General features: G+C 50.1%; 12 protein-coding genes and 1 CRISPR repeat array. Of the genes, 2 read left to right on the top strand and 10 right to left on the bottom strand.

Annotated elements, in window-relative coordinates; genetic code table 11:
- Positions 1-128: 128 nt before the first annotated feature.
- A CRISPR array of direct repeats spans positions 129-1,569; the repeat unit is 30 nt; unit sequence CTTTCAATTCTCCTAGAGTCTTATTGCAAC.
- Positions 1,570-2,083: 514 nt separating this feature from the next.
- A complete protein-coding gene (gene cas2, locus TGAM_RS06575; protein WP_015858913.1) occupies positions 2,084-2,341 on the top strand; it encodes a CRISPR-associated endonuclease Cas2 in 258 nt (85 codons plus the stop codon).
- Here cas2 and TGAM_RS06570 read toward each other — a convergent pair.
- From TGAM_RS06570 to TGAM_RS06535, 8 genes are read right to left on the bottom strand one after another with little or no spacing between them, the layout of a single operon-like run.
- Entirely contained in the window at positions 2,334-3,023 is a 690-nt protein-coding gene (locus tag TGAM_RS06570; protein WP_015858912.1) for a CRISPR-associated protein Cas4, read from the bottom strand. The genes cas2 and TGAM_RS06570 overlap by 8 nt on opposite strands.
- Entirely contained in the window at positions 3,024-3,797 is a 774-nt protein-coding gene (gene cas6, locus TGAM_RS06565; RefSeq protein WP_015858911.1) for a CRISPR-associated endoribonuclease Cas6, read from the bottom strand.
- Complete coding sequence (gene cas8a2 / locus TGAM_RS06560) at positions 3,787-4,833, bottom strand: type I-A CRISPR-associated protein Cas8a2/Csa4 (RefSeq protein WP_015858910.1); 1,047 nt, start codon at positions 4,831-4,833, stop codon at positions 3,787-3,789. The genes cas6 (TGAM_RS06565) and cas8a2 overlap by 11 nt, the downstream gene beginning before the upstream one ends.
- The gene (locus TGAM_RS06555; RefSeq protein ID WP_015858909.1) at positions 4,834-5,550 is read right to left on the bottom strand and encodes a CRISPR-associated endonuclease Cas3''; all 717 of its coding nucleotides are present in this window, start codon (positions 5,548-5,550) and stop codon (positions 4,834-4,836) included. It lies immediately after the preceding gene.
- Complete coding sequence (gene cas3, locus TGAM_RS06550; RefSeq protein WP_015858908.1) at positions 5,551-7,554, bottom strand: CRISPR-associated helicase Cas3'; 2,004 nt, start codon at positions 7,552-7,554, stop codon at positions 5,551-5,553. It abuts the gene before it with no gap.
- Positions 7,536-8,339: a type I-A CRISPR-associated protein Cas5a gene (gene cas5a, locus TGAM_RS06545; RefSeq protein ID WP_015858907.1), complete on the bottom strand. Its 804-nt coding sequence runs from the start codon at positions 8,337-8,339 to the stop codon at positions 7,536-7,538. Before cas5a ends, cas3 begins: the two co-directional genes overlap by 19 nt.
- On the bottom strand, positions 8,340-9,344 hold the full coding sequence (gene cas7a, locus TGAM_RS06540; RefSeq protein ID WP_015858906.1) for a type I-A CRISPR-associated protein Cas7/Csa2: 1,005 nt from the start codon (positions 9,342-9,344) through the stop codon (positions 8,340-8,342). It lies immediately after the preceding gene.
- The gene (locus TGAM_RS06535) at positions 9,344-9,715 is read right to left on the bottom strand and encodes a hypothetical protein (protein ID WP_238516189.1); all 372 of its coding nucleotides are present in this window, start codon (positions 9,713-9,715) and stop codon (positions 9,344-9,346) included. Before TGAM_RS06535 ends, cas7a begins: the two co-directional genes overlap by 1 nt.
- A 94-nt stretch (positions 9,716-9,809) precedes the next feature.
- Here TGAM_RS06535 and TGAM_RS06530 point away from each other — a divergent pair, with 94 nt between their 5' ends.
- The gene (locus tag TGAM_RS06530; RefSeq protein WP_015858904.1) at positions 9,810-10,484 is read left to right on the top strand and encodes a LexA family protein; all 675 of its coding nucleotides are present in this window, start codon (positions 9,810-9,812) and stop codon (positions 10,482-10,484) included.
- A gap of 111 nt (positions 10,485-10,595) precedes the next feature.
- On the opposite strand, the gene cas6 (TGAM_RS06525) is transcribed toward TGAM_RS06530, so the two are convergent.
- Positions 10,596-11,387 carry a CRISPR-associated endoribonuclease Cas6 gene (cas6, locus tag TGAM_RS06525; RefSeq protein ID WP_048811223.1) on the bottom strand — a complete coding sequence of 264 codons (792 nt, stop codon included), beginning with the start codon at positions 11,385-11,387 and terminating at the stop codon, positions 10,596-10,598.
- A gap of 327 nt (positions 11,388-11,714) precedes the next feature.
- The gene (locus tag TGAM_RS06520; RefSeq protein WP_015858902.1) at positions 11,715-12,413 is read right to left on the bottom strand and encodes an acetate--CoA ligase family protein; all 699 of its coding nucleotides are present in this window, start codon (positions 12,411-12,413) and stop codon (positions 11,715-11,717) included.
- Positions 12,414-12,443 lie beyond the last annotated feature (30 nt).

The raw sequence follows: 12,443 nt of genomic DNA, 5'->3' as shown, positions 1-12,443 counted from the left end.
ATAAATTACTCCCATGATTTTGGATAAAAGCCCGTCCTTGGAGAAATATTCCAATAGGTAGGGGGAAAGTTGAGATCTGCGGGGGTTTTCGACCGTGATCTTATCTAAAAGATGTCCGGAGAGGAATTCTTTCGATTCTTTTTGAGTCTTATTGCAACTCGATAAGATAAAGTGGTTTTTCGCCGATTATTGTTCCGCTTTCAATTCTCCTAGAGTCTTATTGCAACCTGTACGAAGGCCTGAGCCAGTTCGTGACGTTCAACCCTTTCAATTCTCCTAGAGTCTTATTGCAACCCTTGACCGTGTACTCGATCTCCGCCGTGCTCCCGTCTTTCAATTCTCCTAGAGTCTTATTGCAACTGCTTTGGTCGGCGGCCCCGACCACCGGGGCCATTAGGCTTTCAATTCTCCTAGAGTCTTATTGCAACAAAAGTAAAGGCCGGGAAGTCAAACACGTTTTTTGTTCTTTCAATTCTCCTAGAGTCTTATTGCAACGTTCTTTAGTTGAAATGTATTCTTTTGTGCACTCTTCTTTCAATTCTCCTAGAGTCTTATTGCAACCCACTCCCGTCGCTGAGGAGATGCCCAACCTCGCTCCTTTCAATTCTCCTAGAGTCTTATTGCAACCAATAATCAGTAAAATCAATAAATACGTCATAGAAGAACTTTCAATTCTCCTAGAGTCTTATTGCAACAAGCATGCACTGATAACCCCAACCCACACGACCAACTCCTTTCAATTCTCCTAGAGTCTTATTGCAACACGATAGAAGCAACTATAACATCTTCAGTTACGAGTTCTTTCAATTCTCCTAGAGTCTTATTGCAACAGCCGTTGTGTGCCATTACGAAGTAGTCCCCGACAAACTTTCAATTCTCCTAGAGTCTTATTGCAACATGGGGGGATCGGCATGAGGCAAATAACAACGCTTCTTTCAATTCTCCTAGAGTCTTATTGCAACGTGTTTCGACTTCCAGTATCAATTCATGAACACTTAACTTTCAATTCTCCTAGAGTCTTATTGCAACTTGAGAGGTTCGGATACTCTTTGCGGGCCCCGACCAAAGTCCTTTCAATTCTCCTAGAGTCTTATTGCAACCGAAGGAGTACCTTGAGGTTGAGAGGGATTCAATGAGCTTTCAATTCTCCTAGAGTCTTATTGCAACCCTCTTTTTGCCAGTCCTAGCGAGGTAGAGCACCCCAACTTTCAATTCTCCTAGAGTCTTATTGCAACGAGTTAGGAGGAGGGTGCGGAGTTTCGTTAAGAACTACTTTCAATTCTCCTAGAGTCTTATTGCAACGCAGGTTGAGAAGGCCCAGGCCGTGTGGGAGATCCAGCTTTCAATTCTCCTAGAGTCTTATTGCAACTGATTATTTTGGGGCTGTTGGGGCCGGCTTTGAGTATCTTTCAATTCTCCTAGAGTCTTATTGCAACGCTTATCTCGCGAATTACCCGGCCCTCATTTACGCGCTTTCAATTCTCCTAGAGTCTTATTGCAACACCAGCCCTCCAGTCAAGCCAGAGTTGACCAATCTCCCTTTCAATTCTCCTAGAGTCTTATTGCAACAGGGCGGATTTTCCGTCCGTTTGCCCAACAGGGGGTTGTACGTTCTCATATATTTAAGCTTTTCTGGAAACCTTCTGGAAAAGAAGGCACAGATCCCCTCCAATTGGAGTCGTTGTGCATCTCTGGATTTCCAAAATGGTGGCCAGAAGAATCCTTCCTATAATGTTGGTAAAACGGTTTGAGAAATGCAAATCCGTTTGATGCCGTTAAACTCCAAAATCGACGATTAAAGATGTTGAATCTAAAATAACATCATTTTCCACAGGTTATGGCATTATCTGGGGGATTGACGAGCTCCGTTTCAATTCTCGAAGAAAATTCGTTACAGTTCAAGCGGGAATATGTAACAATAAGTAACAATTTTAAAACAACAAAAATTGATTTCCAGCCGTATTCGAGGGAAGATTTTCAATTTTCCTCCTCTCAAACAGCCTTTTTTGAAAATTGAAGAACTTCTAGCGTGATATGTCAGAAAAGGTTAAATCCAGAACTTCCTGACCCCTATGGTGGTATTATGTACATCATCGTTGTCTACGACGTCAACGTCAGGCGCGTCAACCACGTCAAGAAGTTCCTCCGCCGGCACCTCCACTGGGTCCAGAACAGCGTCTTCGAGGGAGAAGTCACGAGGGCCGAGTACGAGAGGATTAAGGCCGGACTGAGGGAGATAATAGACGAAAATGAGGACTCCGTTGTAATCTACCGCCTTCGCTCACAGCCCCTCCGCGACGTCCTCGGAACGGAAAAGAACCCGATGGAGGACATCATCTGACCTTTAGCTCCTCCCTATCAATCTCGGCGCAAATTGGCCGGTAAGGACAACGGTTGCACACCCAGTCCTTTCTCCCGACCGTCGATATCCAGCGCGGGAACTTCCCGCTTTCCAGCTCCTCTACGGCCTCAATGACCCTTTCGGCCCTCCTCAGGAACCTCCTGAAGAGAGTCTCATCAAACTCGACAGGAAACACCCGGAAGTCAAGCCCGTTTCTATCGAAGATGTAGATGTATCCCTTCTCCTTTCCGAGCATTCCCATGTAGGCGTTAATCTGCTCGACCCACTCCCGCGATGGCTCCGCGTGCTCAAGGTCGTAATTTTTTCGCGGAATCCCTTCCCCGTTGCCCTCAAACCCCTTGAACTTGAACTCAAGAACGTAGGGGCCCTTAACGGCCTCGGCCTTTCCAACGAGCTTCCACCCGTCTCTTATCTGATATTCAACCGGAACTTCGAACTCCGCGCTCCCCACTACGTCCGCCAGCCAGCCGTGCAGGGCGGAGCCTATCCTGGCCTCCCAGTTGCGTGAGGGGCTGTACGCGTTGAGGTAGATATCGAGGGCGGTCTTCCTGAGGCAGTAGCTTAGAGAGGTTACCCATATCCTCCTCTCGGGCCTGTGGTTGCCGTTTATGGCGTTCCTAATTCTCTCGTTGAAAGATTCGATTTCCTTAGGGAGGTTCATTCAGACCATCCCAATCATCCCAAAACCGTGAGCATTCCTCATTCCGAGTCCAGTGTCCCGGGCAACGCGGAGCAACTCCTCATCACCCTGCATTCTGAAGTAGAACTCCCAGGCGCGAACCTGAGTGTGCCTTCCGGTTCTGTCATCGCGTTTAATCCTGAACATCTTGCTCCTCGCGCTTTCCGGGAAAACCTCAATCTCGAAATCTCCCTCAAAAGACTCCCCGTAAACCATGAAATACTTCTCGCGAAGGTTTCTAAAGACCAGTTCCTTCCATACGGCTGGCTCATTCTCGAAGGGGCTGTTTGGCTGGCCAACCGGCGAGAGGTCCCACTGTCTGAAACCGTTGGGAGGATTGTTGTGGTAAACGCTGACCGGTGAGAGAGTTTTAAGCTTCCGTCCGGAGAGGCGCTTAGGGGTTTCAACAGGTCTAACTTCCACATCAAGAAGGCGTTTCCGGAGTATATGAAGCTGGCCGATGCCGATGGCGAGTCCGTTGGCAAGGGCCTCCAGAACTGGCCACGCAGGGGAGCCCACGAGGAGCTCGACCTTTCCGGACTTTACAAGCAGGCCTTTATCGGTTTTTTCGGCACTCCTCACCGGGAACAACTTAGAGGCAACGAACTTGATGTCCTTTTTGTTCTCGTGTATGCGTTTCGCTATCATTGGGTCTCCCAGCTTTATCGCATGGATTAGGAATAAGTAGAGCGGGCGAGGGTAGTTGTAGGGGATGAGGAAGGGCTCTTCAAAGTGGAGCAGGAGTTTAAGTCTCATCGATGAATGCCTCCATGCCTTCAACGACACTTTGAGGGGGAGTTATACCAGCTCTCTTTGCAATCCTGAGTCCTTGGTAAAGCCCCTCTGGCCTGTCATTAATGACGGCATCTATAACGGCCAAAACGGCTTCACTTTCCTTTCTGAGGAGCGCGTCAAAGAACCTAACCGTGTGGTAGGTGCTCCTCTTTTTCAGTTCCCAGAGAAAGTCCATCAGTTTCCCAAGATCTTCCTCACCATAGGAGCGTATGGCCTGGTTGTTACCATCTCTCTCGAGAGTATACGACCTTACAAGAAGGAACTTTCTCGTTACTTCTTCAACGGCGCCGAGACTTTCAGTATGGAGAATGTGGTAGAACAGCGCAAGACGGGGATTTGAGAGATAGCTCATATTAGCCTCGTAGTAGTGGGGAAAGTGTTTCTTCAGGTCCTTGAGGGCGAGCACTTCAAAGAGATTTAGTTCTTCTTGGGGCGCGACCTGATAGATGTGCACCCACGTTCTGGTGCCCTTAGTATACCTAATGTAAGGAGTGTAATAGTGGAATCCCACCCAGGCAAGAGCATAGTTTAGAGGATCTATTTTGAGGGGATTCCCTCCTTGAACCCCCATGTGTTTTGGTATGAATTTGCCAGCAGAGGGCATAAGAGTTATGGGGAGAGGATACTTTCCCCCAAGCTTTTTCCCTTCCTTTAACTTCTCACGGACATCCCTCAATCGCGATGGAACGCTATCCCAATACGTATTATTCACATTTGCCCCCGCGCTGAAGTCGGCGTCGCTTATAACTTTGACACCCTCACGGGAATAACGGTAGTTACCGAAAGCGTAGTGTAGCGAAAGCATCTCCTTAAGCGCACCAATTAGTCCACTCCTAAAGTCCCCGTCGCCTCTAACGCTGTAATAACCTCCTTCCAAAGTTCCCCTTGGAATAAGGGTTACCTCTTTCGCCCCGCCCCGCACAAGGGCTTCAACATAGCCGTATGCCACGTAAAGGTCGAATATCCCATCAACGCTAGGGGTTTGGTAAGTCTCCACTCATACCACCCCCATCCACTCCGCCTCAAGAACTTCAGCGAACTTTGGGGTCTCCCCTTCTCTATCCTCAGCGCCTTTGTAGTCACATAGGACGAGCGGAATGAGCAGAGCCCCAACGATTAAGCGAAGCTTTCCAGCGTCGGGAAGGTGGCGTGCCTTCACGCTAAGCTCCACCACAGTCCTGACGACTTCCCCCGTCTCCGCGTTGGGAACTTCAACGTCCGCACCAAGGTACTTCTTGAAACTTTTCCTCAGGAACTCGTCCAGTTCTGAGACCACTCCATCAAAGTTTCTCAGCTTGTCCAGGGTCACTTCTGCAGACAGGGAGTCCCTGTCAAAGTTGGCAATCTGCCCCATGAGTATCGGCTCGTGGTGGAGCATAACAACAAGTGAGCCAACGAACGCCGTTCTCTCTTCGAAGAGCTGTGAAAGGATTTTCAGAGCATAGTACGCACTCACCAGCTCGTGCCTGAAACCTCCAAGCTTCTCCCCGTCTTTAAGATAATCCTGGTAAATCCTCGCCCCCTTTCCGGAGTCATGAAGAATTATAAGCGCTCTCATAAGCCTATCCACTTTTTCTCTGCTTAGCTCGACGCCGTAAGCTTTCATCGCCCTGATTATGGAAGGTATGTATTTGCCCTTTACTTCATTCCATGCTTGCAACATAGCCTTCACGTGTTCCTCAAGGGGCTGACCCTTGAACGCGAGAAGAGTCATTCACTCACCCCCCACGAAGTCAAGAAGTGTGGCCTGACCTTTCTTTTCGAAGTTTTTCTTTTCGTGAGTTTTAGAAGTTCTGGTCACCTGGGTTTGGTTGACCTCTTTTCTCCCATTTACAGTGGCGTCGCTTGTCCGCCTCCAGAGGCCGAGCTCCTCGCTGTAGCAATCCTTGGAGACGGCGTAGATTGTCAGTGCTCTGGGGCTCTTCTCGTTGACGCTCTCAAGAACCCAGCGATACTTTTCTTTTTTCGAATCCCACTCTCTCACGACCTTTCTTTTGATGCAATTCTTTATTGAGTCCCACATAGCCCCCAAAGTGGAGTGACTGATGCGAATTATTCTGTTTGGATTGAGATTCACCTCGTTCCTCGAATTGGGCTTCAATTCCTTCTCCAGGTCCTCATCGAGAATATAAAGCATTGAATACAGCTCGGGCCGTGAGCGTAACTCGTATTCTGGCGGTGCAGAGAAAAGTTTAAGCTCCCTGAAGTAGATATAAGCGGAGTGGAATTCCTTTGGTACGATGTTGTTGGCGTAGTGGAACTCATAAACCCTATCGAGCGCTTTTCTCGCTTCTTCGACGTTGTAGAGGTAATGCCCTAAGGAGTCGAGCTCGTCGTAGGTGCGGAGCAACACGAGAGGGTCGTACGGGGCGGTGTCGTAGGGAACGATGAAGAGGTCCTTTGGTGGTTTTTTCTTTTTGAGCTCTTTAATCGTTTCGAGAGTTCCGATGTACCAGGTGGTCTGCTTCTTATCTGAAACAAGAGTTAGCTTGAGAACACGCTTGTACTCCTTATGGTTTTCGAACTCGACGAATGGCTCTATTTTTGCCCCGATTCTCTCCTCGATGATTCTGCGGGCCTCAGAGAAACTTTTAATCTTAGGAAAGCTACCGATATCTTGTGTTTCAACAAGCACTATCGCCTTACCCTTCTCTCCTTTTCTTCTCGCACATCTTCCAATGCGCTGTATGAGGGCATCGAGGGGAGCTATGTCTGTCACGACGAGGCCGACGTTCAGCAGATCGAGGCCCGCCTCCACAACCTGGGTTGCCACGATGAGTTGGGCTCCGTCGAGCGCCCTTTCCTTTTTCTTTCGGTCTTCAACGGCAAAGCGACCGTGTATCAGAAGGGCCTCCACCCCAAGCTCTTCGGCGACTGGCTTCAGCGTAAGATATGTTGAGACGGCCCTATCAACGGTGTTCCTGACGATAAGAACTCGCTCTTTCCTTTTTAGGGCCTTCTTAATGTCATCGAGCACGCTCTCGATAGTTCCCTCGACGACCTGAACGCTCACCTTCCCCCTCTCGGGTTTCTTACCATCATCCGACCTTACCATGACGATTTCTGGCTCTCCAGATATCATCTTCCTGAGTTCGCTCGGGATTGTTGCGCTCATCACGACTACCGGAACATTGGCTTTTGAGAGTTGCTTTACAACGAGTGAGAGAAGTCTAGGCATGTAAAGGCTCTCGTCCTGGTACATCTGAACTTCATCGAAGACGACGAGGCTCTGGGCTATGGCTCCAGCCGGGAATGTAAACCTCCTACCAACTGTTCTATGGGCGGCAAGACCGTAGAGGAAGGCGTCCCAAGTGGTAACGACGACCCAGCCGAGGAAGGCGTGGGTTGGTTCGAGGCCGTACTCAACGATTACAAGCCTTTCTGCGAGTTCTTTGGCTTCTCTCTCTGACTTCCCCTTGAGTTCCAGAACCTTCACAAGGAGTTTGCGTATTCTTTCGGCTTGTTTCTCAACGAGAGACCTCGTGGGGAGGGCGTAGATTAGCCTCGAAACCGCCCACGTTCCGTTGTATGCTTCAACCAAGAATGGCACGATGGCGGCCTCTGTCTTTCCTCCTGCAGTAGGAACCTCAATCACGACTTTTCCACCATTGGACATGGCCGTATCTATCTTCTCCCATGCCCTGAGCTGGTAGTCGTATGGCTCGTGGCCAGTTATGCGCCTGAAGAGTTCCTCAGCGCTCAGTTCCCGGGAAGCCATAATCCCAGCACCTCCCCGTTCAGCTCGATTGCATTCTCGACATCGGGGACCTTTGTAGTTCTCTCATAGTAAACGACTCTCTTCCTCCGCTTTTCCTCAACGGGAAGGTAGAAAACCTCCTCCCTTCTGCTCCCGTAGTCCGGCGACACGAGCATGGTCTCCGTATGAACTTTAACGGCCCCACCGTTCCTTACCTTGTTAGCTAAGGCCTGTGAAATCTCCTGATAGGGCGCGTAAAACGCCAACGGGGCACTCTTCTCACTCGGGCTAACAAAATCCGCCCAGACGACGGTTGCGAGGCTCTCTGTATCCCCGATGGTGTCAATCAGCATCGCGGCCTTCAGGTAGAGTTCCTTCTCCTCCCCAGATAAACCCTTAAAGACATAGGCCACGAGGAGTTCATGGGTGAAAACGTATTCACGCCTCATGGCGTCGTCCTTGGTCATTGCCTTCTCCCAGTCTTCTGGAGTTTTGAGTTTCTTCTTGTCCCTTATAGGTTCGAGGTTCCTCAGCCTCTTTAACAGGAACGCAGTTTTGACCATCGGCGTCAGCGGAGCGACTTCAACGGCCCTAACGTCCACCAGCTTGTCCTCGATGTCTTTCACAGCCTTTCTGGCGACTTCATCAAGGTTTTCTCCCTTGATGCCTTTCACTAGCACGAGACCCCTCGCAAGGGCCCCTTTGAGCGCCGAGGGTGACGGCAATAACAGGGAGGTCCTCACCTGAAACGACCTTCTGGCGACGGAATAAAATGGAAAACGGAGGCGCACGAGGAGAACGTCCATTCAGCTACTCCCTCCGCTGGAATATTCTAGCGTTTCGAGGAGTTTGCCCACGAGTTCTTCGACTGACGAAACTTCATTAGCACTTTCTACAAACTTAGTGTTGTAAGCAAAGGCCTTGATGTCGAAGCCCAGCTTACGAGCGTTCTCCACTATTGCCCCGCTTGCCTCAACGTAGTCATCGTAAAAGCCGTGGACGAGTGCGGGGATGGGTTCTGCGCTTGCTACCGCTATGAATTCCTCGACCTTCATAAGCGGGAAAGAGCGCGCGAGGTTCGCCCCGATGTAGCCGCTGAGCATAGGAATCAGAGCAAGCAGGGCGCTCTTGATTCTCTCCTTTCTCTCGTTGTCGGGGATTGCGCTTCCTCCGGCGATATTCGACTGGGGAACCCCAACGAGGCCGAGGTCGAGAACCACGGAGAAGCCGTAGAGACCTGTCGCGTACTCCCTGCTGAAGAGCATCTGAGCGGTTCCTTCCTCAGAGCTTCCTATGGTACCCTTCTCAGTAATGTCAACACGATTGTGCTTTACGGCATTTATCAGGCGCTCGCCTTCGACCTCCCTTATGAAGTCCTCCGCGGGAACCACGAACGAGGTCTTGACGAGGGAGACCCTCCTAACCCCGGTCTTTGGGGCAAGAAAGCCGTGGACGTCTGCATCGGCGAGGTGCTTTATTATTTTCCCCTCATCTTTGAGCTCAACCTCCGTGCCATCTGCCTTCTTTGCCTTAGTCTCGCCCTGCCCAAACCTCGTCCCGTTGTACCTCAGCGCCCTCTCGGTGAGGTTATCCTTGAATGGTGTCTTTCTAAAGTAGTCCACGAAGCCGACGAAGTGCCAGTGCTTCACCATGTTCCCCGTAATGGCCGGAACCTCGACGACGGCCCAGCCGTTGTCGGTCTTCACAGTCACTTTCGTCTTGGTGACCTCGATGTAGTTGCTTCCCCCTCCGCCCTGAGCGTTTAAGGAATGAGCGTTCAACCTGACCCTACCGCTTATCCGAACGTACATCAGTTTTCACCCCCTTCGTTTTTCTGCTCCTTTTTAGGGCAGTGATTCCAGTAGGCGAATGCCCAGAGGGCCAGCTTGAGCGCGAGCCTGCGGAGCTTGTGAGGGTCATTGGAAACGGATTCAACTTCCCTCTCAAGAGCCTCGATGTCCGCTGGAGAAGGTTTCCTGAAGTTACACTTTTTTTCAGCCTTCTTTTCCAGCTTCGGCGCGAGCCTGAGGGCCTTGTAAACGTTTTCGAGGAGTTCCTCCCCGGTTCTGGCTTTGGCGATGCCATCAACGATGTCATAGGCGTATTCTCCAAAGTTCTCATCTACCAGATAGCTGAGGTACCTTCCAATGTTCCGAATCCACTCTTCCATAGGGAACACCATACTAAACATAGTGCGGAAGCAATATTTAAGCATTGTTTTAGGTAGTTAAGTTAAGTTTATTAAGTATTGAGATTTAATCAAGTATGGTGGGAGAATGAGATACGTGGTTACAGTAGGGGAACACATCAATCACATATTCAGAAATGGAGAGGTGATACTGCCCAAGAGAATCAGCGAAGGGAACTCCCAAATCAGCAGTGCTGTCGTGCTTTATTCAATAAGGGAAGATGCCACCAAGGAATATCGAGAGATAGTCCTCTCCAAAGTTAAAGACGCAGAGGAAGGATTTAAAGGCCTAGGAATCCCTGTGGCAGTGATAGAAGTCAAAGAACCATACCTGTTCCAAGAGAGGATAGAAGAGTTTAAGAAGCTCATAATTCCCGAGACAGTAATAAACATCACAGGTGGGAGGCGAATAGTGGGGTATGAACTCCTCTATGCGGCCGTTCTTGTCAGAAATGAGAATCCAGAAGCAATAAAGTCCGTCTTTTACGTCACGGAGAAGGGCGGTGTTATAGAGTTTCCCGTGGTGGACCCCAAAGTTCAGCTAACTCCCTTAGAGTTACAGATATTGAAACTCGCACAGGATTATATAAAAAGGAGGAGACGGCCGCCGAGTCTTACAGAACTGAGAAATCAATTGGAACTCATAAACGATTCAACGTATTCCACGCCTTTTATAAGTGAGTATGTGTCTCGCTTGGAAAGAAAAGGTTACATCAAAAAGGAGAAGCGGGGAAGGAAAAAGCTCGTGGTTCCTCTGGTTTAAGAATTATCACTCCGACGGCTTATAGCATCTCACTCCGAATGAAGTGCTATGATCATGTGAATGGGGTTATCGAACACTAGAGGCTTTCTCACTTGCCTTTTTGAATACACATCAAGCGGCTTTACCTTCCCGATTTCTGCCACCTCCCTTCCAGCGCCTTTTCACTCTCTCTTTCCTCCCATCAACCTTCACCATCCCAAACCCTATCGAGTTCTTCTCACCAAAACCCGCCAGATAGCCGATCCTCAGCAGACCCTCATCGCCGTAGGCCCTGAAAACGAGATGCCACGCCCTCTGGTATATTCCGGGCTTCACCTCGAAGCGCTTCGGCTTGGCTAGGAGAACTCTCACCTTCAGCTCCCCGGTTTCCGGAGGCCTCCCGGTCAGGGCGGTGTACTTCTCGACGAGGTTCTCCCTCAGGTGCTCGTAGAACTCCGGCTCGTCCGGTCCAAGATCGTAGCTCCTCGGCCTTCCGAACTGGATCCTCTTCGTCGTCACCGCTATCGGCGAGAGAGTTACAAACTTTCTTCCGCTCAGCTTTTCCGGCTCTGCAATGGCCCTAACTTCCTCCACGGTAAACCTCTCACCCCAGAGGGTAAGCTCAGGGTTCTGGAGGAGTCCGCCTATGAACGCTTCCGCTATCTCCGGAACGGCAGTTGAGAAGTAGAAGTAGCCCCTCCCGGAGCCGAGGAAGTGGGGCTTTCCGTTGAGGAACTCCCTGCGTTCGGTCATGAAAAGCGAGAATGTGAAGAACTTCGGAACTTTGGGGTTGTGCAGCCTTAAGCTCAGGTTGGGGTTCATCCTTTGAATCCTCCTGTAGATAAGCCCCTGAAGGTGGCGGAGGTGGTTGAACGGGACGCGGTACGGCTCATTCTCCGGCATGAGTCTTATTGCAAACCTCATCCGCCGCACCCCATTTGTGTCACCTTATAACAAAAAGAGTACGCTTTTGAACTTTATAAGGATTTCCCATGCTGTAGAGTAGCGCGAAAACAGCTCATGATGTTCTAACAGACAAAAAGAAAAGTGAGTAATTCCTGTTTGGAGATCTTCAAAAAGTCTCACCAGTCCGTGACTTTAATCCCTTCGGGCTCTCTGGGGAGAAGTATAATGGCCATTAGTATAACCGCCATTATAATAACGGCTGTTATAATCCAGGTGAATGGAAGAAGGTTTGACTTCTAAATAGCGAGGAAATTTAGAATAATTATGGAAAGAGGGCAAAAGCCCTCAGAGGAGCATCCTCGCGTCGACGGCAACAGCTGAGTCCTCATAGGCAAAAATCGGGTTGATGTCGAGCTCCTTAATCTCTGGAAGCTCAAGGGCGAGCTCGCCGACCTTGACGATGATGTCTGCAAGGGCCTCAATGTCCACCGGCTTCTCACCGCGCGCTCCGGCGAGAATCGGGTAGGCCTTGATTTCCTTAATCATCTCAAGGGCTTCCTCCTTGGTAATCGGGGCGACGCGGAAGGAAACATCCTTGAGAATCTCGACGAAGATTCCACCGAGACCGAACATTATAGCTGGACCGAACTGCGGGTCGCGTATCATACCGACTATAACTTCCTTGCCGAGCGGGAGCATCTTGTAGATTATGACGCCCCAGAGGTCGGCGTCGGGCTTGTACTTCCTGGCGTTCTCCATGATTGTTCTGAAGGCTTCCCTCGCTTCCTCGTCGTTCTTGATGTTGACCTTAACACCACCGGCGTCGCTCTTGTGGATAATCTGCGGAGAAACGATTTTCATAACCACCGGATACCCGATTTCACGGGCGAACTTAACGGCCTCCTCCTCGTTGGTCGCGACCTTGAAGTCCGGAACCGGGACGCCGTAAAGGCGGAGTATCTCCTTCGCCTCGGGCTCGACGAGCGGCCTGTTCTCGGCCTTGGCCTTCTCGATTATCTTCCTTGCCTCTTCGACACGGCTCATTTCAATCACCTCGTAAGCCTGACGTTTATC

The organism is Thermococcus gammatolerans EJ3, assembly GCF_000022365.1.
Classification (GTDB): domain Archaea; phylum Methanobacteriota_B; class Thermococci; order Thermococcales; family Thermococcaceae; genus Thermococcus; species Thermococcus gammatolerans.
The sequence above is the reverse complement of the archived record's forward strand: the minus strand, read 5'-3'. Positions and strand labels throughout refer to the sequence as shown.